Origin of the sequence: Pseudomonas sp. ANT_H4 (genome assembly GCF_008369295.1) — a bacterium.
Lineage (GTDB): Bacteria > Pseudomonadota > Gammaproteobacteria > Pseudomonadales > Pseudomonadaceae > Aquipseudomonas.
On sequence record NZ_VOBG01000008.1, the window covers coordinates 154,270 to 177,271 of the forward strand.

Annotated in this window: 26 protein-coding genes and 1 pseudogene; 1 reads left to right on the plus strand and 26 read right to left on the minus strand. The window is 57.6% G+C overall.

Features of this window, described 5'->3' with window-relative positions; translation table 11 throughout:
* Window positions 1-3: 3 nt before the first annotated feature.
* The 10 genes and pseudogenes from recA to FQ182_RS12980 form a co-directional block, all read right to left on the minus strand.
* The gene (gene recA, locus FQ182_RS12940) at window positions 4-1,056 is read right to left on the minus strand and encodes a recombinase RecA (RefSeq protein WP_149411895.1); all 1,053 of its coding nucleotides are present in this window, start codon (window positions 1,054-1,056) and stop codon (window positions 4-6) included.
* 83 nt (window positions 1,057-1,139) lie between these two features.
* The gene (locus FQ182_RS12945) at window positions 1,140-1,640 is read right to left on the minus strand and encodes a CinA family protein (RefSeq protein WP_149411894.1); all 501 of its coding nucleotides are present in this window, start codon (window positions 1,638-1,640) and stop codon (window positions 1,140-1,142) included.
* A gap of 81 nt (window positions 1,641-1,721) precedes the next feature.
* Window positions 1,722-1,888, minus strand: a pseudogene (locus FQ182_RS30230) (lysis protein); the annotation flags it as partial.
* Between the two features lie 58 nt (window positions 1,889-1,946).
* A complete protein-coding gene (locus FQ182_RS12950) occupies window positions 1,947-2,291 on the minus strand; it encodes a phage holin family protein (RefSeq protein ID WP_149411893.1) in 345 nt (114 codons plus the stop codon).
* A 588-nt stretch (window positions 2,292-2,879) separates the two neighbouring features.
* Window positions 2,880-3,614 carry an XRE family transcriptional regulator gene (locus FQ182_RS12955; protein WP_149411892.1) on the minus strand — a complete coding sequence of 245 codons (735 nt, stop codon included), beginning with the start codon at window positions 3,612-3,614 and terminating at the stop codon, window positions 2,880-2,882.
* A gap of 420 nt (window positions 3,615-4,034) precedes the next feature.
* Complete coding sequence (locus tag FQ182_RS12960) at window positions 4,035-4,532, minus strand: lysis system i-spanin subunit Rz (RefSeq protein ID WP_149411891.1); 498 nt, start codon at window positions 4,530-4,532, stop codon at window positions 4,035-4,037.
* Window positions 4,532-4,957, minus strand: coding sequence for a cell wall hydrolase (locus FQ182_RS12965; RefSeq protein ID WP_149411890.1), 426 nt, complete (start codon window positions 4,955-4,957; stop codon window positions 4,532-4,534). Before FQ182_RS12965 ends, FQ182_RS12960 begins: the two co-directional genes overlap by 1 nt.
* Before the next feature lie 58 nt (window positions 4,958-5,015).
* Window positions 5,016-5,228 carry a hypothetical protein gene (locus FQ182_RS12970; RefSeq protein ID WP_149411889.1) on the minus strand — a complete coding sequence of 71 codons (213 nt, stop codon included), beginning with the start codon at window positions 5,226-5,228 and terminating at the stop codon, window positions 5,016-5,018.
* On the minus strand, window positions 5,206-5,598 hold the full coding sequence (locus FQ182_RS12975) for a hypothetical protein (protein WP_149411888.1): 393 nt from the start codon (window positions 5,596-5,598) through the stop codon (window positions 5,206-5,208). Before FQ182_RS12975 ends, FQ182_RS12970 begins: the two co-directional genes overlap by 23 nt.
* Before the next feature lie 1,870 nt (window positions 5,599-7,468).
* On the minus strand, window positions 7,469-11,161 hold the full coding sequence (locus tag FQ182_RS12980; RefSeq protein ID WP_149411887.1) for a phage tail protein: 3,693 nt from the start codon (window positions 11,159-11,161) through the stop codon (window positions 7,469-7,471).
* A gap of 179 nt (window positions 11,162-11,340) precedes the next feature.
* Between FQ182_RS12980 and FQ182_RS12985 the strand changes: the two genes are divergently transcribed.
* Complete coding sequence (locus FQ182_RS12985) at window positions 11,341-11,535, plus strand: hypothetical protein (protein ID WP_149411886.1); 195 nt, start codon at window positions 11,341-11,343, stop codon at window positions 11,533-11,535.
* Window positions 11,536-11,550: 15 nt separating this feature from the next.
* Here FQ182_RS12985 and FQ182_RS12990 read toward each other — a convergent pair whose 3' ends face one another.
* From FQ182_RS12990 to FQ182_RS13065, 16 genes are all read right to left on the minus strand, one after another.
* Window positions 11,551-11,748 (minus strand): hypothetical protein, encoded by a 198-nt coding sequence (locus FQ182_RS12990; RefSeq protein WP_149411885.1) that lies wholly within the window; start codon window positions 11,746-11,748, stop codon window positions 11,551-11,553.
* Between the two features lie 37 nt (window positions 11,749-11,785).
* Entirely contained in the window at window positions 11,786-12,379 is a 594-nt protein-coding gene (locus FQ182_RS12995; protein WP_149411884.1) for a tail assembly protein, read from the minus strand.
* Between the two features lie 55 nt (window positions 12,380-12,434).
* Window positions 12,435-12,857: a hypothetical protein gene (locus FQ182_RS13000; RefSeq protein WP_149411883.1), complete on the minus strand. Its 423-nt coding sequence runs from the start codon at window positions 12,855-12,857 to the stop codon at window positions 12,435-12,437.
* 58 nt (window positions 12,858-12,915) lie between these two features.
* Window positions 12,916-13,548, minus strand: a complete 633-nt coding sequence (locus tag FQ182_RS13005; RefSeq protein WP_149411882.1) for a hypothetical protein — start codon at window positions 13,546-13,548, stop codon at window positions 12,916-12,918.
* Between the two features lie 91 nt (window positions 13,549-13,639).
* A complete protein-coding gene (locus FQ182_RS13010) occupies window positions 13,640-14,395 on the minus strand; it encodes a C40 family peptidase (RefSeq protein WP_149411881.1) in 756 nt (251 codons plus the stop codon).
* A gap of 39 nt (window positions 14,396-14,434) precedes the next feature.
* Complete coding sequence (locus FQ182_RS13015; RefSeq protein ID WP_149411880.1) at window positions 14,435-14,956, minus strand: hypothetical protein; 522 nt, start codon at window positions 14,954-14,956, stop codon at window positions 14,435-14,437.
* A gap of 359 nt (window positions 14,957-15,315) precedes the next feature.
* Entirely contained in the window at window positions 15,316-16,068 is a 753-nt protein-coding gene (locus tag FQ182_RS13020; RefSeq protein ID WP_149411879.1) for a phage minor tail protein L, read from the minus strand.
* 11 nt (window positions 16,069-16,079) lie between these two features.
* Complete coding sequence (locus FQ182_RS13025) at window positions 16,080-16,418, minus strand: phage tail protein (protein WP_149411878.1); 339 nt, start codon at window positions 16,416-16,418, stop codon at window positions 16,080-16,082.
* 3 nt (window positions 16,419-16,421) lie between these two features.
* The gene (locus FQ182_RS13030) at window positions 16,422-19,907 is read right to left on the minus strand and encodes a phage tail tape measure protein (protein WP_149411877.1); all 3,486 of its coding nucleotides are present in this window, start codon (window positions 19,905-19,907) and stop codon (window positions 16,422-16,424) included.
* A gap of 10 nt (window positions 19,908-19,917) precedes the next feature.
* Window positions 19,918-20,214 carry a DUF1799 domain-containing protein gene (locus FQ182_RS13035; RefSeq protein ID WP_057712036.1) on the minus strand — a complete coding sequence of 99 codons (297 nt, stop codon included), beginning with the start codon at window positions 20,212-20,214 and terminating at the stop codon, window positions 19,918-19,920.
* Window positions 20,215-20,231: 17 nt separating this feature from the next.
* A complete protein-coding gene (locus FQ182_RS13040) occupies window positions 20,232-20,621 on the minus strand; it encodes a phage tail assembly chaperone (protein ID WP_057712037.1) in 390 nt (129 codons plus the stop codon).
* Between the two features lie 3 nt (window positions 20,622-20,624).
* On the minus strand, window positions 20,625-21,281 hold the full coding sequence (locus tag FQ182_RS13045) for a phage tail protein (protein ID WP_149411876.1): 657 nt from the start codon (window positions 21,279-21,281) through the stop codon (window positions 20,625-20,627).
* 72 nt (window positions 21,282-21,353) lie between these two features.
* A complete protein-coding gene (locus FQ182_RS13050) occupies window positions 21,354-21,770 on the minus strand; it encodes a phage tail terminator-like protein (RefSeq protein WP_149411875.1) in 417 nt (138 codons plus the stop codon).
* Complete coding sequence (locus tag FQ182_RS13055; RefSeq protein WP_149411874.1) at window positions 21,770-21,964, minus strand: hypothetical protein; 195 nt, start codon at window positions 21,962-21,964, stop codon at window positions 21,770-21,772. The genes FQ182_RS13050 and FQ182_RS13055 overlap by 1 nt, the downstream gene beginning before the upstream one ends.
* The gene (locus FQ182_RS13060) at window positions 21,961-22,617 is read right to left on the minus strand and encodes a hypothetical protein (RefSeq protein ID WP_149411873.1); all 657 of its coding nucleotides are present in this window, start codon (window positions 22,615-22,617) and stop codon (window positions 21,961-21,963) included. Before FQ182_RS13060 ends, FQ182_RS13055 begins: the two co-directional genes overlap by 4 nt.
* The gene (locus FQ182_RS13065) at window positions 22,614-22,985 is read right to left on the minus strand and encodes a hypothetical protein (RefSeq protein ID WP_149411872.1); all 372 of its coding nucleotides are present in this window, start codon (window positions 22,983-22,985) and stop codon (window positions 22,614-22,616) included. The genes FQ182_RS13060 and FQ182_RS13065 overlap by 4 nt, the downstream gene beginning before the upstream one ends.
* Between the last annotated feature and the right edge of the window lie 17 nt (window positions 22,986-23,002).

Below are 23,002 nucleotides of genomic sequence, written 5' to 3' on the forward strand. Positions count from 1 at the left end.
AGCTCAGATGTCAGCGTCGGCCAGGTCGTCAGCGGTTTCTCTGGTCGAGTTTGCTTTGACATCGGCTGGCGGAGTCAGCAGCTTGTCGCGGATCTGCTTCTCAAGAGTCGCAGCGATATCCGGGTTGTCTGCCAGGAACTTGGCCGAGTTGGCCTTACCCTGACCGATCTTGCTACCGTTGTAGGCATACCATGCACCGGATTTTTCAACGAAGCCGTGCAGCACGCCCAGGTCGATCATTTCGCCGTTCAGGTAGATACCCTTGCCGTAGAGAATCTGGAACTCGGCCTGACGGAACGGCGGAGCCACCTTGTTCTTCACGACTTTGACGCGGGTCTCACTACCGACCACTTCGTCGCCGTCCTTCACCGCGCCAGTACGGCGGATGTCTAGACGGACCGAAGCGTAGAACTTCAGTGCGTTACCACCGGTGGTGGTTTCCGGGCTGCCGAACATCACGCCGATCTTCATCCGAATCTGGTTGATAAAGATCACCAGGCAGTTGGCGTTCTTGATGTTACCGGTGATTTTACGCAGGGCCTGGGACATCAGACGGGCTTGCAGGCCGACGTGCATGTCGCCCATTTCGCCTTCGATCTCAGCTTTTGGTACCAGGGCCGCCACGGAGTCGATAACGATCACGTCGACAGCATTGGAACGCACCAGCATGTCGGTGATTTCCAGGGCCTGCTCACCGGTATCCGGTTGAGATACCAACAGGTCGTCAACGTTGACGCCCAGTTTTCCAGCGTATTCAGGGTCCAGGGCGTGCTCGGCATCGACGAACGCGCAGGTGGCGCCCATCTTTTGCGCCTGGGCAATCACCGACAGCGTCAGAGTGGTTTTACCGGAAGATTCAGGACCGTAGATTTCAACGATACGGCCTTTTGGCAGGCCGCCAATGCCGAGCGCAATGTCCAGACCTAGAGAGCCAGTGGAAATAGCCGGGATCGCCTGACGGTCATGATCGCCCATACGCATTACGGCACCCTTGCCGAATTGACGTTCGATCTGACCCAGGGCCGCAGCCAAGGCTTTCTTCTTGTTGTCGTCCATTAAAGTCCTCACGTAATCAATAAGGCCTGGCGGCCAACACCTGTATAAGTAGACAGTATTGTTCCACAAAGATCCGGGATCGCCTACCCCTGATTTTCTATTTCTACTGCAGCTCGTCGCAACAACCCCTCTAAAGCGGCCTTTACCGTTTGTCGGCGAACCTCATCGCGGTTGCCAGGAAAATGCTGGCACTCGGCCGTGACGTCCTCGCCAACACCCCAGGCCAGCCATACGGTGCCCACCGGTTTGTCCAGCGAACCGCCATCGGGCCCCGCCACGCCGCTGACGGCTACAGCAAAACGCGACAGGCTTTTCTCCTGGGCGCCCTTGACCATGGCCTCAACCACTTCACGGCTGACGGCGCCGACTTTGGGGAACAGTGCTTGCGGCACATTCAGCTGGCGGTTTTTTTGTCGATTGGAGTAGGTGACATACCCCGCTTCGAACCAGGCCGAGCTTCCTGGAATACGCGTGATCGCTTCGGCAATACCGCCGCCGGTGCAGGACTCGGCAGTGGTGACATAGGCATTGAGCACCTGCAAACATCGGCCCAGTTCAGCGGCAAGTTGGGTAATTTCCTTCACGATCGTCTCCAGGAGCGGGCGGGCGAATGCCTACCCTACAGGAGCGTATCGCCCATGCAAGATGCAGACTGGAACAAGATGCTAACGAACGATGGTCCGCCCATAAGCCTGGCAGGCCCGCAGTGCAATCAGTCCGTTATCGCCGGCAGCGGTGCTGCTGATAACTCGTTGAGCATGCGCCGGGGCAAGTCGGGCCGCGGGGCTCCATGAACCACCCCGCCGGGGATGGTGGTGGTAGGCACTGAGCAGCGAACAGTAGTTGTGAAGGTTTTTCGATACGTGTCATCAAGTAGCTTCTTGCAACGATCACTGCTGGTCCGGATGGCGGTTGGGTGGCTCATTCACCCCGATCCGCTTGGCCGCCCAACGCTCATAAAGCCCGATAGCCACGTCCGCACCGGCCATGGCCGTCAGGCAACCAATGGCACCAGCGGTCCAGATCGACATGCCGGCGGCGTACAACAACATCAATGCCGAAACCCCGCAGACCATGCAGGCCCCGGAGCGCAGGGCCAGGCGTCGGACCAGTGCCCAACCGCGGGCGCCTTCTTTATCGGCGCGCCACATTTCTCCGGAAACGCCGCCTATTACCGCCAATACAACGACCAGCCAGATAGGCATTTCCGCTAACACTTGCTGCTCGCTTGTCATGTCACGCCTCCTGGAATGAGTGATACCAGCAGGTCGCCGGTTGTTTGATAAATCGGTGTGCATATGTAGGTAGGCATTACTGAAAAGCCCGGTTACCCGGGCTTTTCAGTAATGCGGTCCTTGGGCGCTACTGGCGCGGTACGGATCTTTCCTGAATGTTTTTCCGACCACGATCCCTGTCTGCCGGATAACTGCTTTTGGTGCTTTACGCTGCACACCCGGGTCAGTTGCCAACCCTCTGAACCGTTAAGGCCGATTCATCGCTGCCTGTTGTAAAACCGTGAAACTAAAGAGCGTCGGCTTCCTTGCCGGTGTTGCCTGGCATCCGTGCCACCGCTCGGTGGCGTCCATGCCGGTATTACGTGCTTTCCCTGTCTTCCTTGGCGGCTTCCTTGCCACCTCCACCAAGCCTTGTTGGCTGGCTTGAGACAAAGAATATGCATGTATGCATATACAGTCAGTGCACAAATGCATTTATTTCCAAAATTTAATGCGCAGATGTATTAAGGCCCGCAAGCAAGGGGATTGGCAGTTTTGCGCAGGTGAAAAAAACCCGCTCGGTGGCGGGTTTTGTCTTACAGAAGAGGGTTAACGAGCGTACATGCCCCACCAGAAAACGTGGCCGAGGATGCTGATCTGTTCTTCCTGGATTTCCTGGAAGCTGTAGTCCTCGTCCGGATGCTCGTCGCGATTGAAGCTGCGCAGGCGAATCCCCGAAGGCAAGCGATAGAGCTGTTTGACCCGCAATTGACCGTTGTGATTGATGGCATACAAGTCACCATCAACGATGTCACCAATCCCGCACTTGCCGGCATTGACCCCCACCGTCGCGCCGTCTCGCAACACCGGCAGCATGCTGTTGCCGCGTACCGTCACGCATTTAGCCTGGTCGAACTGCACACCATTGTGGCGCAGGCTGCGTTTGCCAAAACGCAGGCTGGCCTTCTCGCTTTCCTCGATGACGAATCTTCCTGATCCAGCAGCCAATTCAACCTCGCGCAGAAAGGGGATCGACACCTCGTCATCGTTGATGGGGGTATCGTCGTCCCACAGGCTTATGTCCTTGAGTTCCGAATGCATCGGGTCACGCTCGTCTCCCCGCGCAGGCGCCAACGTTGCGCGCCCGCGCAGTTGGTCAGTGCTGACGCGAAAGTACTCGGCGATGCGGGAGATGTGCTTGTCCGACGGGTCAACGATCTTGCCGCTGAGAATCCGTGACAGTGTGGATTGAGGCACGCCAGTACGCCGGTGAAGCTCCGTGGGGGAGATCCCGTCGCGATCCAGCAGCTCTCTTAAGACAATGGAAACGTTGCGTTTTTGCATAAAGCGGATACTGAAGGTAGTTTTGGTGGATGGCAAATGCTATCTAGCATATTTAATGCATAAAAAATGCATTTATACCTGGCCGCTTGTGAACTGCAGACCCCTGACCTTGCGTGTTAACCTTGCGCCCATCGCAAAAAATGCTGGGCCAAGCGCCCCCTTTGCCCCATCACTTTCAACGAACTCGCTAAGTATCCGATGAGTAAAAACACTTCCGACCTGTCCTCCCACACCCCAATGATGCAGCAGTATGGGCTGGAGAAGTGCATAGGCCACGTACTGCGCGGCTTTCAGCGATCCGCTGTCTAAAACTCTACCGTCATTTGGCTGGGTTTTTGGCCAATGAATGCGCGGTAGGCCAAGGTAGTATTAGACAACAAAATCCCCCTCCCCCGGCGTCCTGCCGACTGAACACAATCCCTACTGACACGCCTCTCTCACATGCTTCTGCAACACCCTCAAGGCTGCTTGATCAGCGATGATCCCGGCCCTGATATCGAAAACAGTTCGTCCAGCAATTGAAGTGAGTTCGACGGTTCCTGCATTGCCCAGGCTGGCGGTGCTGGTGGAGCTGGGCACGTCGCCGCTATCGGCACGACAACTGCCCGCGATGCGCAGCCGGCGAGCAGAGTCGTCAGCAGCACGGCGCAGCCTTTCATTTTCAGCGAGATCATTCGTTTTCTCCTTGGTTGCCCTGGCATCGAGGTCGGCGCGGGCTTGCTCGGCGGCCTTCTGCTTTTCCAGTGCCTGAGTGGTTTGGGCGTTTGCCGCATTGCTGATGGTTGTCATATCGGACTGGTGCGCCAGGGCCTGGTCACTCAGCTGCTTTCCGTAGCGCCAGGCATCCACTCTCCATGTGGAAAAACAAGCAATGGCCATCGCCAGCAGAACCACGACCAGCTTCTGCATTGGCGTCATCACGGCACATCCTTGAAGAACACATGGTGACCCAGGCGCAGTGTCTCCTTGGCCTTAGCCGCCCAGGCAGGGGCCTTGGGCATCGTGGTTGCGTAGTAGTGCGTGGCACCCCCGGTAGGGTCAGGCACTGTACCGGCGATCACCTGGTCAGCCGCGCGCTGAGCCTGGGCAAACTGTGCGGCAGGGATCGCCTTGGCGCCGCTGAGGTAGGCGTAGTTCGGGTCGTTCTGGTTCCAGCAGCTGAACTGCCAGGGCTTCAGGCACACACCAGCATAGCCTTCGCCCCACCAGGACTTGGCCTTGCCATCAAACACACGGTTGCGGATGGCCCAGGCGACGGCGATCTGGCCGAGTAGGCCCTCACCCCTTGCCTCGCCCCACAGCGTGCGCGCCAGGATGTCCCGGTCTTTTTCGGATTCAGTCATGCTTTTCTCCAGGCAAAAATAAACCCGCTCATGGCGGGTGTAGGTGTTCGGGAAGAGCTCAGGATGCGGGCGGCGGGGCCAGTTGGCTGATAGTTACCCGTGCGGCGGTGCGCGCTACCTTGATATCCGAGGGGATGGGCGTCTCGTCTTCCAGTAGAGCAAAGGCGTACCAGTCGGTTTCCCTCAAGTATGCGCGGGCCTGGCCCAAGTTAATCTGATCGGTCAGATCCCGGGGCGTTTTGATCTTTTCAAGCTTGCTCCAGTCCACCATTTTCTGGTTCCTCCTGGGTAGGTTCTTCAATTACGGGAAGCTCAACCACCGGGGGTGCAGGCGGGGTAGTGTCCGGGAAGTTGACTAGCCCGGCACTCACATCAAGGATGATTGGCTCGGGCGGGTTGCGGTATTCCTCTGGACTATCCCAATCAACAGGCAGGCGCAGGGTGAGGTGTAGAACCCCGTCTTTACGCTCCACGTACTCGGTCTCGACAAAGAACGGATTGCATACAGCTGAACCGGGCAGACGGTGACCCTCTGGTAACAGGGACAGGTCAATTACTTCACCGTTGAGGGTGAGAATGTCACCGTTGACTGAGGCTTCAAGCGGCCAGTCAGTCAGGAACGGGGATAGTTTAATTTTCATTTCCAATGCCCCAAGACGCAGATTCGCATGTTATTGAGAGTTTGTGCTGTTGGTCCATTGCGGAAAAAGGTTACTAGGTTGGTATCAGTACTCATGACCGCAGTAGTAAACCCAAAGTAGTGGTGAGTTGTGGCGGGCTCCAGAATGTTAATAGTAGCGGATGTAAAGGATGCGTCGGGAAACCCCACTGGTAATGTGAAGTTTATCTCAGACCAAGAGTCTGCCGCTAGAACAGCGGTAGGGGTGGTGACACTACCGTTTACTATCATCAACCCATTCGCAAACTTACTAATGGCAAAGTTACCGACAATAGTGCGAAATAGTAGTCCTCCCATATACTGGGGGTCTAGCGTAGCGTTCCTAGAGTTGTAATGTCGTATCCATCCACGTCCTTGCCCCTCGCCCGCACGGGCTTTAGGGTTTGACCATATATCCCCAGTACGCCAATCCCCCATCATCTGAAAGGAGTATTCGTTAGAGTGCGAGAGGGACATTAACGCCCCATCACTAACCCCAGCGGGGGCTCCAGCTCCTTGGAGAAAATCGAAGGACACTCCGGTGTTACGGTCAACGGGAGTTTCAAGAGAGGATACTGACCGGGCACTTAAGCCTACACCCAGCCCCAAGTACCCGGTCACCATTACCCGGCCTGGTACGTTGTCGTTGGTGGAAGTAACTTTAACCAGCCCCTCTGTCGCAGCATAAAGCTCAGTCGTCATCGCATTGATCTTCATGCTTGCCGTACGCGGCGGATCACCACCAAGGCCCAGCGGTGGAGTACCCAGTATAATTTCTTGTCTTGCCATGCTGTTCTCCAGACGAAAAAAACCGCTCAGGGCGGGGTTAAAAATGTCGAGGGATGCCTTAAGTGCCAGGCAACCGTGCGAAAACTGCGCCCATCGAGCCGATGTCTATCCACGCAGATATAGCGGAAATGCCGTAGACCTGAAGACAGTTCTGCGCGTAGTTAAACCTGACACCTGATGTCATCCAGTTCAAGTGTGACTGCAGCAAGCCTCGGGAAAATGGGTTGATCATGAAGTATTCATCAATAAGCAATGTCGCGGTTAATGCGTTGCGCCAGTAATATGCCTGCGCAGTACCATTAACAATTACCTGGCCCTGATACGACCAACTATGGCTAGCTTTCGTGAACAACACAGGAACAGTGCCGGAGTCATAAATTACAGCACTACTCCCATCCCACATTCTTATTCCATAATCCTCGCTCGTCTTCGCTGCGAATACAGCCGCAAACCACTTTCCTGTAGGCCTATCACTCACATTATTTACGCTGAGTGAAAACCCTGTCCAGTTGCCGGCAGAGCCATTTATTGTAGCGCTGTCATATAAATCATTAGGCCTATCAGGTGAGTTCCTGATGAAAATACAGGGTGGCTCAGCCGTTGTTATCGGCGCCGGGAAATTAACGTAAGCAAATCTTCCCGACGGCGTATAACTCCCGCTATAAATAGCGCAGAGCCTGGGCGTGTCCGAGTCGATTTGAACGTACGAATTATCATTATTAGCGATAAGACCATATGTCAATTTTTATACCTCATCACCAACAGCCGAAACTGTATGGTCGAGCCGATATTATCTGCCTCTCTCGGATTTCTTGATCTAACCGTAACGGAGCCTACTGCGACAGACTGAAAAGGCATTGCGCTGTTGGCGTAATTATTGGCAGCAGGTTGAGTGGGAAGAATCACAGCCACGCAATTAGATGGATTGAAACCCGCAATTGGGACGGTTATGACGCTCCCGGCCGAAAGCTGGTACAGCGCGTTATGCATAACCTGGTAAGTAAAACTATCTGTATCCAGCTGTAGAGCCGCTGCTGGGCTCCATGTTCTTGCGCCATAGATCATTACGAAAGTCTCCCCACCAGGACTCGCCTAACTTCATTGCCGTCGTACACGGCAAGACCATCGTTGTTGAGTAGTGACGACCCGCCGGTACCAGCACTGCGAAGCGTGAATGTGCCTGCCTTCACGTTGATCTCCAGCAGAGGGCGGCCTTTTGAATCCACGGCCTCAGACCGCAACGTCATCCCCAGGATTATTTCCTGAATGAACGCCGTGTTGATCACTGCCTGATTGATGAAGACCTGTCCGCCGCTTACCACAAACGGGGTGATCAGTTGGCCGCTCACCTCATCGACAATGGCGAAGCGTTGAGCGAACGCGATGATCTCCGATGTGTCGCCGTCGGAGCCCAGAGAAAGCCCAGCCATCACCTTCTTGCCGCCGGAAGTGGTTTCGACTTTGAGCGTTTTCATGGCCGTGACCTTGCCGTCGGTCTCGGTCAGGACTCGGTTGGTCTCCTGGATCGCTGCCGTGTTTTGGCCTGAGGTTGCCTGAACAGTTTCAACCTTTTCAGCCAAAGCCTTATCCGCATTGGCCAACGCAGTCGTTTCAGACTTGAAGGCCGCTTCATTGCTGGTAACCTTGGCCCCCATCGTCGTGACCCTTTCAGCCAAGGCCGAGGTGGCTGTTGCAGAGGCCGTGGACACGTCGAGAATGCTCGCGGCGTTCTGCCCTACCTTGGCTTCCAGCCCGTCGGACCTGACGGACTGTGCAAAGTCGCGCTCTGCAATAGCAGACATCAAAGACCAGGCTCCTGCAGATGAAGTGCTGTCGCCCGCGCTGCCCTCCTCTGAACCCGCAGAGTCAGATTTCACCAACGCATAAACCCCGTCCAGCTTCTCAGCGGTAGCCGTGACCTTGCCATCCACTTCCTCGATAGAGGCCTTGTTCTTGCTGATCTCCAGAGCCATGGCCGCGTTGGTTTCGGCGATGGTGCCCAAGTTGAACCAGTAGTTGGCATTTGGCGGTGTGGTGTTGATCGGTACCGCGGTGGTGGCCTGGAACAGTTGCTGCCCTACTCGCACCATGTCGCCCTTGGCGTAGGTCTTTGTGGGCACATACTCCAGAGCGTCGACTACTTCCGAGATCAGGTCTTCCAGCTCCTGCTTGGCCTGTTCCAGACGATCGTTAACCGAGCCAGGACCGTCGCCGGTGATCAGGTCGATCTCTTCGCGCAGGCTTTGGTACAGCGCCCCCTTCCCGATTTTGTCCGCAAAGTACTTGTCGTACTCGGTCTGATCCGAACTCGCCCGGCCATTGACTGCCCCAGGAATGGGGAAGAAAGGCCCAACGTTGCCGGTACGATCCACCAGGCGCGCCCAGAAGAAGAACTGAGCGCCCGCCGAGAGCGACTGCATGCGGTAGTCAGCTTGCGGATACGCCAGGTCGGCCAGCTTGGTCGCCGCCCCCAGATCGTTCGCCGGGCCATACCAAAGCTCGGTGCGCTGGGTATCCTCTGCACCTGGTGGAAAGCCCCACTTGATGCCGATGCCGAACAGCTCGCTGCTGGTGGTCAGGAACGCCACCGCCGGCGGCAGGCCGACCTTCCCTTCAAGATTGGTCAGGTTGGAGCTCTTCCAGATCGACGAGATCTCGAAGGCGCTCACTGACCGAACCCGGGCCACGTAGGCGCCCGAGTAAATGCCAGTGACGTCGACGCTGGTCGAACCGGTGCGCTGCACCTTGATCCAGTTGCCACTGTCCTTACGCCACTCCACGTCATAGGCGACCGCGCCGGTCACAGCGGGCCACGAGATGTTCATGGTGCTGATCGCCAGCCCCTGGTCCACGGAGTAATTCGACGTAATGTCTACGCTCGCCGGCGCCGGTACGACGGTGATCGGCACAACGCTGATTGGGCGTTCTTCCAGGCGCGCGCCGGTGTCGATGTGCGCGAATTTGCTTGGGTCGTACTGCACGGCCGAGATCTCGAACACGCCAGGCTCCGGCCGGGCCACGCTTACCACGCGGTACAGCGGGATCGCCAGATCGTCGGCATCCAATGCCCACACCAGTTCTGGTTCGGGCATAACCGAATAGGCAACGGTCACGGTGACCTGGCGGCCGCTGACCAATTGCACGGTGCGCCCCTCACACTTGCCGTCGGGCAGATTGAGGATCAGCCGGTCGCCGGGCTTGGCCTGGGTATCACGGTCCAGTGTGATGACCTTGCCGTTCACCGCCGAGATACGCCCGCCCACCGGCCGACCGGCCAGGAGTTCGTCGGCGATCGGGATCACGTAGCCAGGCAGCGGGATACGCCCGTCGAGGCCGACCTTGAAGGTAACGGCCCGGTCCTTGGAGTTGGTGAGCAGTGCCCACTTACCGCGGCGCTGCGCCTCGGATTCTCGGGTGCAGCCGATGGCGCTGATTTCCAGCGGGTTGTCGCCGTAGCGGCGCTGAAGCTTGGCATCCGTAACGGCAGTGACGTCGGTGTCGTAGTTGTTCGCCGGGTTGTCGTAGCTGATCAGCGCGCGGCTGTACCGGGTGCGCTCCGACGCACTCGAGTAGGTGAACTTGCCGTCGATCACGTTCGCCCGGGTGTAGGCGAAGTCGAAATCAGTGGCGCGCGGCATGTCCGACAGCGTGAACACCTGGCCCTGGGCCCAGTAGGTCATGCCCCGGTAGATCGCCGAGATGTCGCGTAGCAGCGACCAGGCATCAGCCTTGCTCTGCAGGTTCAGGTTGCAGATAAAGCGCGGCTCCTGGCCGCCCTTCCCGTCCGGCACCAGTTGGTCGCAGTACTGAGAGATCCTGTAGAGCTCCCACTTGTCTACCATCCACGGTTTGATGCGACGGCCCAGGCCGAAGCGGTCGGCCGTGGTGATGTCGTAGGTCATCCAAACAGCGTTGTCAGTCCAAGCCTGTTTGAAGGTGCCGTCCCAGATCCCGGTATACGAGCGCGACACAGGGTCGTAGTTGCTCGGCACCTGCATCTTCTTCAGCTTAGTCTCGACAGTCACGGCCGGAATGCTGCGGAACTGCTCGGCCGAAAATTCGATGTAGAGCAGCGCGGTGTTCGGATAGCGGATCTTGGCGTCAATCACCTCAGTGAAGCCAGCGATCTGCATCGTGTCCGAGATTTTGTTGTTGTTCTGGTTTATGGTCACCCGGGTAATACGCATCAGCCAGCCGGTGGTGGCCCTGGGCAAATCGATACGGCGGGTGCGCTCGTAAAGGCTGGTGGTCTTGCCGTCGACCGCCTCACTCAACACCTGCTGGTAGGCACCGCCGTCAGTGGCTAGCTCAACTTTGTACACGATCCGGTAACCGTTGATGTTGCCGCTGGCATCCACAGACTGGAGCGCCGGCCAAGCAAAACGCACGCGCACAGCCGAAAGCTGGATGTTGGTGATTGCCCGAACCCACGGTGTGCCGCTGCGCAGCTCGGTACTGATGGTGGTTTCGTTCTCGATCGAGGGGATGCCCTGGATATAGGTCTGATCTACCGCCCCGGTGCGCCACTCCCACTTCACGTTCGGGAAGTTCATATTGCCCTGGGGGTCTTGCAGGGGGGTGTTGTCGAGGTAGATGTCGCGCGCGGTGGGCGTGCCTTCGAACTCACCCTCCCCGATGGCGATCAGCATCTTGGCGATAGCGACCGAGCGCAGGCTGTCGGGGGCTTCCGTTGGCGTTTTTGGTTTCTCTTCGCCGCCCTTGGCACCGTGGATGTCGATTTTGCGTGCTGCGCCCATGCTTTCCTCCAGGCAATAAAAAACCGCCTCGTGGACGGTATGGGTATCTGTACAGCGTGGATGAAACTCCAGTAGCGCCATTGGATGCCGGAGTAGTAGCGTTGCGCCTCCAACGAACTGCCGCAGTCCGTTGACCGCAAGCCCATGGACTTGGGCGTAAATGAAACAGGAGGTTAATTTTGAACGATGAAAAAGCCTGGGCGGATCTCGGCAGGCACCTGCAAAGCATCGCCGACAAAACGCCAAGCGGAAAACTCCCTCACGAACTGTACGATGTGACTCAATCGTTCAAGATCGTGCTCAACAATCTTGAGCAGCGCGTGAAGAAGTTAGAGCAGGCGCTGCGGACAGCCAATATCGACATTCCGCAGTAAATGGCGCGACCAGGTCTAGGCCTGGTCAACCTTGAAGTAAATCTGAGTCTCATCTGTGGCACCGATCACGCCTTGATGGCAAACCATGTCGATTGCACCAGCGTCGAAGATCGTCTCGTCTCCATATTTATTGCGCAGGGCCGCGATCAGCTCATCCTTGGTGAGTGAAAAGCGCTCGGTGCGGAAATGCGTAACTTTGATAACTTTGGTCATTTGTGTCTCCTGCGGCAATGCCGCTGATTTAGTTGGGTTACATCTGGTCTTCGGCATAGATGGCGGCACTGATGATCGCCCCACCCACCCGCCGCTTGCCGTAGCAGAGCGGTACCGGGTTACCGGATGCCGTGGTGTTCTTAGCGCTGCCGAAGGCATAGCCAGGCGTGTTCTCTGGCGCGGCACTGGTTTTGAGGCCGCCAGCTTGGGGGCTGAGCATCTGGATGACGCCGCCGGCGACAAGGCCAATACCGGCGCCAATGAGCGGAGTGCCGAACGGCGTTGCTGAAAAAATGACACCGACGACTATCAGGATCGCGCCGACGATCGTTTGAAGGACTCCCCCCCGCTTGCTGCCCACCACCACTGGCGCAATGCGAATATCACCGGCACCGTTGTAGGTCAGTTCCTTCTCGCCGATGTTGCGCTTATCGCGAAAAACTGCGAATTCAAGCCCTCGTGACTTAGCGTTCGAAAGGAAGCGCTCGAAGCCCGGGATCTGGACGCAGAGCGCCTTGATGGCCTCAGCCGGTGAATTCACCGCAAGCCTGAAAGTTTTCCCGAACTGGCGGAGTTGCCCATACAGGCGAATCGTTGTCATCGGTTGGTAGTTGATCGCTGAAGCCTGCATCATTTTCTCCTGGCATGAAAAAGCCGCCCGGAGGCGGCTTTATGATTTTCGTTTTTCAGTTGTAGTCGACGTAGGGACCAATGTAGAAGCCGGCCATGTCGCCGCTGATGCGGTATAGGCTTTCTTTGCCGGGCTGCACCGCGGCTGCGATGGTGCGAATTGCAGCGCCTGCGCACAGACCTGATCCGGCAAGGCCGGCGCCGAGGCTTGGTGAGCCTGGCGGAAGGTAAAAGGTAGCCCGCTGACCGGGGCCAATTTTCGCAGCCTTGCGCCCGTCTACATAGACGACGATATCGCAGCCTGAACCAACAGCACCGGAGTCGCGCACAACCGTGACCTTCCCGCTTTCACCGGCCGGCTTTGTCTGGAAGGCATAAACCTCATCCGACGGCACCGGCTTCGCATCCCTCACTGAAATCGCAGATGAGGCACACCCCGCCAGCATCGCCACCGCTACCGCCGCTATCAAAATCCGCATGATCGATCCTCGTCCTGAAAGTGGCGACTGTATCACCCTGCATCATGGCAGCGAATAATCAGGCTCTTTTCGCGCCTGGCGTAACCATCAGCGCTTCTTGTGGCGACCACCCAGCATTAACTCTGTCCAGAAGCGTCGTTTTGTTGATGCCCGTGCGCTCTGCCCATTCGGAGATACAGAGCGATTCTCCAAGGTGTGTCATCACTCTGTTTGTGCGCTTATTTCTTGCCTGCTCAAGCGGTGTAGCCCAGCGACAATTATCCTTGCAGTAGTCGCCATCAACATCTCGCCGATCAAGCGTAGTTCCAGCCGGCCGCTCACCCATATCCTCAATAAAATTCAAAAAGTCAGACCATCTATCGCAAAACCGAATTCCGCGACCGCCGTAGTTTGAATATTCGACGTCAGCAGGATTTAGACATCTAGCCTTCATGGACGACCAAGTCTTGTACAGGGGATTTTTCTTGACCTTGTGTGGCGCGGCATCAGCGTTTCTGGCGGCCAACATCTCGCGCTTGATACATCCGCATGAGGATGTGTTGCCATTCCTAAGGCTGGGGGTGATCACATCGACCACGCCACCACAATCGCATACACAAGACCACTTGCTAGACGCACCAGTACGTGCCGCCTCTGTTGTTACCACTAGCCGGCCAAATCTATGACCGGACAAATCAAGTTTTGCTGGCATATCGAACACCTCTATCCGATCCCCCCGTATGGAAGCGCGGCAGGCACGGAGGTAAGTGCTTTTCGACTGGCCAGTCTAGCCACCTGGATAATTATACAGCCTTTTCATGGCGCAATATGTATCTGGTGCGCAGTGCCCAAGGCCCGCCGAAGACAATGATTTCCGACGGCCTGCCGTAAAGGTGGTGCAGCAGGAACGGGCCGGGGCCGAAAGCGCCCGAATCTTCACCAGGCAATGCCGGATCTGTGCCGAGGTAAACCCCAGCGTGGTTCGGGTGAACTGTCCGGCCCACATGCATAACGATCAGATCGCCGCGCTGCGGTCGGTCGACGCGTACAAAGCCGGCAGCCTCGTAGTTCGCCTCGTACAGGCTGGCGTTCTCGGCACTCTCCCACCAGCCATCTGTGCGCTGGAAGGCTTCGAATTCCAGACCCCATTCGCGCTGGTACCACTCGGCACAAATACCCCAACAGTCCCAAACCCCATGAACAAATGGGCGATTGAGCAGCGGCGTGCTGCCAGTTGGCGTGATCGTGCGCATGTCGCCCTCGGGCCAGGACAGAATGTGCCAGGGCAAGGCCGTGGCCTCGCACATCGCCAAGTCATGCGGCGATGGCCTGCTGGTGGCGTCAGGGTGCGAGTGAACGATCCCGATCACCTCGCCCAAATCTTCCGCCGCAGCGTAATCCTCGGGATCGAGCCGAAACTCTTCGTTTGGCTCCGTGGCGATGTTCCGGCATGGGAAGTACTTCTGCGCGCGCCCTGTGGCCAACAACAGCCCGCAGCACTCACGGGGATAATCCGCTGCCGCGTGCGCCTGGATGGCAGTGATGATGTGTTTTCGCATTATTCGCGCCCACTAAAAAGGGCGCCGTGGCGCCCTTGGTTAAGCTGATAATTTTCTGGATCGAGGAGGTGCCAGTAGCGCACCACCAACAACTCCAGACTTCACCCTGTTGCGCATCGTCGCCTGCGTCACGCCGGCGATCTTCGCCCACTCAACTAGAGTTCTCTCTTCGCCATCGATAAACAGCGTTGCGTTATGTGCGCGAACTGGCTTTGAGGCAGCCTCATCAGGCGTCATTCCGGCATTGAGGCGGTTGTAGAACGTTGATTCTTTTATGCCGGCCTCACGCCAAACACTAGCGATATGCCTCTGACTACCAAGGCGCGTGACAATGGCATTATTCCGCTTGTGCTCGCCCTGGCCGAGCGCATCAGTCCATCGGCAGTTTCCTGGCTCGTAATCGCCATTCTCATCAAGCCGGTCGATGCTCTGGCCTTTTGCCTTCGGCCCCATACCTGCAACGAAACCAGCCAAGTCTCGCCATTCATCACAGACTTGAATGCCCCGGCCTCCATAATCCTTGAAATCTTTGGAGTTGGAGTTGTAGCAGCGATCAATCATCGCCTTCCATGTGCCGTAGGCGGAGTGCCTATGTAGCCCGTGGGTGGTGTGTGTTTCCTTTACGCGCATCCTCATGAAGCAGCCGCAAGACACCTGCACGCCACATACGAGCGCAGATCTTTGGACGACTCGAGAATTGCCGCATACACACTGGCAGTTCCAAAGACTGACCCTATAGGGCCTATCATTTGGCGCTTCGCTGATCACCGTGAGCCTGCCGAACTGCAAGCCTACCAAATTTTTTGGGTATTTCATCTTCAAATCACACCCCTAAAGCGTGAGACCTAACTGGATAGGAGTGGCAGGTCGGTTAGGTGCCGACTTTTCGGGTTGCATGCCCTAGCCACAAGGATATTCTACTACGATCTGGACACGAGGCTCACTGCAGGAAATCCCCCGAATCCCAATTCTTCGTTCTCGCCGAAGCGCAACTTGCAGGACGACAGGCAGCCTTTGCACTGATCCTTGGCAGGGTCATCCGTGGGGTTGTCCTCGTCATCGAACATGGCCGCGCCGGTATAGCCACAGTCCGGCCCCCGGTAGCCGTTTGTCATGCTCCAGTGGCAAAACGTCGTCATTTGGCGGCCGGGCAACCCGTGGTTGTCGATCTCGCCCGGGGAAGACAGCTCCCAAACCACAGACTCACTGTCCTCACTGGTTTTCTGGTCGATGTACCAGATCTCCAGCGCTTCCTGCGTCGGGTCTGCAGTCGGGTTGCCGTCGGGGAAGTTGGCCGCGTCCAGGTACTGGGCCAGGGTCTCGCGAACCGTCAGCTTGAACTTGAGCATGTCCTCAAAGGCCAGGCACAGCGCCGTGACGCGCCCATTGATGTTGCCGGCGGCGAACGTCGGTCTCGTGGCCGTACCGTCGCTGCCAGAGGCGATACCTTCGATCTGTACGGGCCAAGCCGCGTATTCCTCGCCCTGCCACCAAATCGACTTGGCCGGCAGATCCTCTTCCGAATGCTCGTAGGCCAGCAGTTCTTCCGGCGTATGCGGAATGGCGTGTCCGTGGAAGCGCAGGTAATCCGCGCCGTACTCGGTCCCGTCAATTTCGAACAGGCGAATCTCGGCGCCGGGCTCCAGTTTCTGGATGTCCGCGATCAGTGCCATATGGGGTTATCTCAGGGGTGAAAGGTTTGTTCGAAGGTCGCGGTGATGGCGTAGACCGAGCCGCCACGGTGAACTGGCTTGTAGCCGTTGCACTTGTAGAGGCCCAGGTCGCCCAGGGGGGGCTCCCAGAGGAAGCCCTTTGCACCCTTGTGCCGGTCGATGAAGCCCATGATCTCCTTGATCCGATCCTTCATGCCGGTGAAGGTGACCGGCCAGGACTGGGACTTGTTGTTGATCCCGTCCTCGGTCGACTGCGCGTAGCCGTCGGCAAACTGCTTGGTGCGCACACGCTGCTTGATATCACCCTCGACGCCCTTTTCAGTGGCCCAGGTAAATCGCTCGATTGCCATAAATCATCCTTTTACGTTTCGGCTGCTCACGCCGCCTTGGCGCCAAGACTTGGCGATCTCTTCTTTTGCAACGGTGCGCATCCGCTCTTGCATGTTTCGCTGGAAGAGCTCCGTGTCGAGTTCGGCGCCGTCTGGCTTGCCCGATTCTTCGTCCGTCATAACCATGATCGGCATGCTGAGGCTTACCGAAGTCCCGCCACCGGCGCCGCCGACGGACATGACGCCCAGCTTGCCGTTGGCGGTGCGGGTCAGCGGCATGATTGCCTCATCCCCTGCCTCGCCCATAACGCCGGTCTTGCCATTAGCAATACCGAATGCAGTGGGCTTGCTCACAACCGAATTGGTGAAGGCGCCGCCGTCGGCGAACATCTGCACACCACCAGACCAGGCGCCACCTTTGGCCTGGGTAACACCAGACCAACCGGCCAAAGCTTCGGGACTGTAGCCCGCCGATGTTGAGCCAGCTGACGTGGGCGCGCTTCCGAAGTACGCCCCCGCCGCCGAAACTCCGAGCCCGACCAGGGAGCTGAGAATCCCGGAGGCTGCCTGCCGAGTAGCAATGCGCGCCATGTCTGCCAGGATCGACTTGGTGAAGTCAGCAAACGACAGCTTTCCAGTCATGGCGAAGTTGACGACCGCATCCTCCATAGAGCTGAAGGCGTTGCCGAACAAGGCCTTGGTCTGGCCGGCAACGTTCTGCGCCGAATCCAGATAGTTGGCCCAGGCCGATGTAGCACCTTTCGTCCAATCACCCTGCGCCGCTTCCACGTCCGCGTAGTTCTGCCGGATCTGGTCGGTGGCCTTTTTGTTCGCGTCTGCGAGGGCCTGAGATTTTCGATTGAACTCTTCGGGGTCCATCTTCCGTGATGGGTCAGACTGCTGGCTTTCAAGCTCGCGAACCTGCTTGGCATAGTTGTCCTGCTGGCCGTTCAGTTCGCCATACAGCGCGTTCTGTCGATCCCCCTGCCCTACACCGACAACTGCACGCTGACCGGCAAGCGCCAAGGCTTTCTGTTGCTCGCCGAGCGCCTCGATATACCGATTGATGTTTAACGTTTGCTTGTCGACTCGCCCTTTCTCGGCGATTGCCAGCACCTCAAGCTGACTGTCGGCATCCTTCTGCGCCTTGACCATATTGGTACGCGCATCAGCGATCTTCTGGTCCAGCTGGATCTGCTGCTCGCCCGTGGTGCTTTTCTTGGACTTGGCCGCCTCCAGTGCGGAAATCTCGGCCTCGTAGGCAGAGGTTACCTCGTCCTTTTCAGCTCTGATCAGAACTGCACGCTGTGTAGCGTAATCAGCCTGCGAAATCAGTCCGGCCTTCTGCGCCGCGTCCAACTGCTTGAAGGTGTTGGCGTACTCGCCCTGAATACCCTTAAGCGCGTTTTGGGCATCATTGAAGGCGGTTAGATCTACTGCGCCGGCGGAACCGCCCGCCTTTTTCTTGGCGTCAGCAATTTGCTTGTTAACGCCAGTAGTTGCGCTTTCATACTGTTTTTGAAGCTCAGGCGAATAACTGTTGTTGTCGATATTCTTTTGGCGGGCCTTGTCGAGATCCACCAGTTTTTTCTGAAGCTTCTCAACTTGAGACTGAGCAGACAATGACTCGCGGCGGATAAGGTCCATACCATCCGCAGCAGCTTCTTCTGACTTCCGGATATCACTGAGGTAAGCACCTTGCCTCTTCTCGATCTCCATGTAGGTCTTGAGAAGCTCTAGCCTTTTCTCATCCTCCTCGCGGGTATTGCCGACCTCCATCATGTCTGGATTGTCTTCTCCCATAATCGGGAGCGAGGAGTACGAACTGGGGTTTGCAAGCTTCCTTTCGAGATTCTGAGCCTGCTGCGCGAGAGTGATCTGGCGCCCTATGCTCAGTGTTGCATCCAGCGCGCCGGCAGCCCCGTCCTTTACCCCCCTCCATGCGCGCTCTATGTAGCCCAAGTTCTGCGTTATTTCGGCTGAGCGGTTTTTAACTGTTTCCGCATAGGTGTCGGTGAGTAACTTGGTCGCGCCGATCTCGTTGCCCTGATCCTTCAGTGCAACAATCTGCTCGTAAACCGAAGCCGTCAGAAAGTGGTACTGATTGTTCAGTTCCTTTGCGGCCGCCACCGGATCCTTGGCGATCTTGACGAACTCAGCAATAGTGGCATCGACCGATTTACCGGTGGCGTCCTCCATGGCAGCCGCGGCTTCGGCGATAGTTCCAAAGCTTTCACCGGCGATTACACCGCTCCCGGCAAGCTTGGCCAGAGATGCGGCAGCCTCGCCAGTGGTGCCATTCGTTGCCGCGACTTGCTGGGCTAGATTCGCCAGCTGGCTGGCTGATGTGCCGGCATAGTTGCCGGTCAGGATCAGCGCCTTATTGAATTCATCAGCCTCCTGGCTGCCTTTGTTGTAGCCATAAATCAGAACGCCTACGACAGCAGCGGCCGCAGCAACTGCCGCGACCATGCCCATGATGCTTATGGATGCACCGGTAACGGACGGCGGGAGTGCACCATATGCTTTCTGTGCGTTCTCAGCGGCCTCCGCTGCTGTGTTCGAGCTTTCAGCCAGATCAGACAGGCTTTCGCTCGCCTCACCTGCACTTTCAGCCGTGTCTTTCGCACCAGAGGCAATACCCGCCAGGGATTCCCCCAGCACGGCCGCACCAGCACCACCGGAGAACAAAGAACGGAACTTGTCCTTGAGCGCATCCATCGTCGGGCCAATGCCGCCGAACGAATCCTTGATCTGCCCGCCTTGCTGGATCAGCACCAACAGCGGGTTCTGGCCGGCGGCCAGGCTGGTGAAGATGTCGGTGAACTGCGAAGGGAGCTGACGCAGTGCTTCCCGGGTCTGCTTCGCGGAAGCGCCCGTCTTGCCTAGCCCGTCGTCGAACCCCTTGAGGCTATTACGAGTAGTCTCAATGTCTCGCGAGTAAGACTTGAACTGGTCGGAATCGATGTTCCCAGCTTTCAAGTGCTGCTTTAGAAGTTCCTGCTGCTGATCGAGCTTTTCGTAAGCAGCTACGGTCGGATTGATCTTGGCGAGGAGCGCTTGCAAGCCCTCGGCTTGAACGCCCGTTGCCGCCGCTGCACCCCTTGTTGCTTCGGCCTGACGATCAGTCGAGCCGACAAGCGCATCCGATTCAGCCTGCAAGCGCCTCTGAAGCGCTGCCAGGCTGCTTACCGACGATCCCGACGACTCCATAGCGGAAGCATTGGTATTTACGCTGGTGGTCAGGCGCTGGTAATACTCGCTCGACTCCAGGGAGGCCTTCGCCGTTGCCAGAAGGCGAGCCTTGGCCTCGTCGAGCGTCTCGGAAAGCTTGCGCTCAGACGCCGACAAGTCCGCCGTTGCGGTCGCGGCCTTGTCGAAGCCGGCAGACACACCATCAGCCGCTTTCTCAGCCTTGGCGCCGGCCTGCGCGAGATTCTCCAGGTCGGAGGTGGCCTTGACCGCTTCGCCTGAATTTACCGCAATGCCAAGCTCAGCGATCGTAGACATGAGTGCTCCATTATTTCGATTGCTCAGACATGACGAGCAACGCCTCGGCCTCCATTACTTGAAGGTCGGGGAAGATCTCTCTGAGTTGTTTTTTCTTCATGCCGATGAGCTCGGCAACGTCTTGTAGCGCCGTGTAGTCGAGGCCGCACGCCCCACCCATTCCGGTGCGCCATTGGGTGTACATGGCATTGAAGAGAACGAAGGATGGCCAGTTGTCAGCCAGCACATCGCAGTCCTCTTCAGGAATGTCGGAAGCCATCAAGCCGAAGACCGCGAGATCTGCATCTGACGGTCCTCGCTGATACATCAGGCGTGCGACCCTGGTCAGTTTCCCGAGCGGACCGGCGCGTAAGCAGCTTGATAAGCGGCCACAATTGCCTCCCCGGCACCGGCCGATGTCTGCACCAATGCACGAATGGAGTCTTGAGAAAGCTTGTCGTCAAACCCCCAGCTCTCAACAAGCGCTTCGACCTGCTCTACTTGTCGCTCAATGTCGGCATCGGTGATGTCGATCAGCGTCAGGTCGTCCGCTTTTGCTTTGAAAGCCTCCTGATCTTCCTTAACTTTCTCCTGCCAGCCAGCAAACAGAGCTGCCAACTCCTTGCGGTTCCGGTACTTGAACTCAAACGGCACCTGGATCACCGCGCCGCCGACACGCGGAATATCTACGACTGCTTTGAACGTGGGGTTTTGGGCGATTTTGAACTTGGCCATGGGTTACACCACCGCTGCGTAGCGGGCTGGACGACCGGTCAGTGCAATGCTGATAACGCGAGTCATCAAGTTGTTACGCGACATGGTCGGAGTCGACGTAATCGACACGTATCCGTTGTAAACGATGCTGCTGCCGCCCGGCAGGTTCAGGCGCAGAACGCGGGGCTGTTTATCATCGTCCGCAGCTTCGCAGGCATCGACATAGGGCTTGGAAGGATCGTCCGCGACCGTGATGGAAAGCGTGATCGGGTTCTTGGTGGTCGGCATCTGCCGATCATCATCGTCAGCCATGAAACCGTAAGTCAGGAACTGCTGATCGCCACCGGTGGAGTTCAGTTCGGTGATCTGCGAGATCTCGGTGAACGAGGTCACTTCGCGCGCAGAACCGACGCCTGAGCCTGCTGGGTATTGCTGCACGTTGGTGGTGTTCACGCCGCCCAGTGCGAAAGTGCCGCTGGCAATGTCCGCCACCCGAACAGCGCGACCGTCGAGACGGGTCCAGCCGGAGTTCACGGCGATGATGTCACCTTCGGCCAGGCCATGCGCCAAAGCTGAGGCCACCGCCGGGTTCGCGTTGCTCAGCGTGGTGAACGGGATTGCCGTACCGTAAGCGGAAGCAATTTCGAACGTTGCGCCGTTGGGCATTTGAATGCCAGCCATTGGTATTTCCTCTTTGCAGATATGAAAAAACCCGCTCGATGGCGGGTTCGTGGTTTTGCCCAATGGGCGGGATCAGTCGGTGTCGGATCGGTACGAGAACGAAACCGGTACGGTGTACGTGGAATCACCGGTAATGCCCGGTCCTGGGTCAACAGGCAACATGGTCACCACGGTGAGCGCCCCCTTCGTGTCTCTGGCGTACAGCGGAAACAGTGCGATCAACTCTGCTGCTATCGGATTCGTCTTGGTCTTGCCGGTGCCCGCCGGCGCGATGATGCTGACCTGGAACACGCCGGTGAACAGCCGGTGATCGCCGCCGAGCGTGTTGCTCGCGGTGTCGCCCGGGATAGTGAAAGCCCGCAGGTAGGTCTCGCCTGCCGCTGGCGAGTAGGCCGTGTTCTCGAAAACTATCTTGAGCTTGTCCGACCTGGCAGCGTTCCAGGCGATGAGCTTGGCCTCGTAGATCGAGGCTATGATTGCGTGCGACATCAGGCCACCTCGTACACAAGCGCAGGCGATACGCCACGCAAGCTTTGCTGTCGACCGCAGAGGGCGCACTGGTGCAGATACTGCGCAGGAAACGACAGCAGTACCGGGGCGCTTTCGACTTGCACCAGCCTTCCGCCGCACTCGCATAGCGTGTAGCGCATCACCGGGCGAACCGGCACGTCTTCGAACTTCATACCTGGTTGTTCCTGATGGCCTCCAGCACGATCTGCTGAAAGCGAGCCACGGTTACCCGAACCATGCCGCCGGGGGCCTGGGTTGAATGGCCGAACTCCAGCGGGATCGCGTAGGGCAAGTTGTTCACGATATAGGCAGTTTGTCCTGCTGTGAGCGACTCCACCTGCAGCTTAAGCTTGGCCAGCGTTACACCGCCGGCAGGGTCGACCTGATCAATCGTGCCTTCTGCGGGTGTGCCGATGGAAAACTGCCAATTCCCGCGAAACCTCCCGCCGACGTAATCCTTGCCCGCTACCAGGCCATTCACATTGAAGTTCTGGTCGCGCTCTGTCTTTGTCAGGGGTTTGGCATATTTCACGCCGCGCCGCAGTTTGCCTGCCTTCGTGAAATTCGACTCGTTGAGGTTGATGATCGTGTTGCGGACTGCGACCTTGAAGTCGTAGTCGTCGGCTGCGCGGGCGTTGGTCTCGCGGTGAGCTACGTTCGCGGCCCATATTTCAGGATTGCCCACCGGTGACATGCGGATAACGCTGCTGCCGATCTCGATGACGATCTCTCGGATGGTCGCGTCGATACCACCCTTCGCGCGCTCGGCGAAGTCGCGAATGTTCTCGGCGAAGCTACCGTTCATGCTCGCGTACTTGTTCGTCATGACCGCACCTGCAACTCATACAGGATCGGCGTACCGGCAGGGTTGACCTCTTTCAGCGGCGGCACGATTGACCAGGTACGACCCTGAGCAACCACTTTGTCGAGCAGGCCAGGCACCCACGCCAATCCCTGCGCGGCGATCTTGAGCTTCTTGTCGCCCTGTTTGATGAGGCTGTTGTTCTGGAATTCTTGGCCGGTGAAGTCGAGCAGGATGCCTTGGGCGATCTGTTCGACAGTTGCCCCCGGCGCATCCCCGCCCGTCTCAGGGTCGTACTCGCCCGACTCCGTCTTGCTGATGGTCACGGGCTGGCCGAACTCTGTGATCATCTCCAGAGCCATCACGGCCATTTCGTCGTAGAAGGTGGCCATAGTGGTCTCCGTTGCTG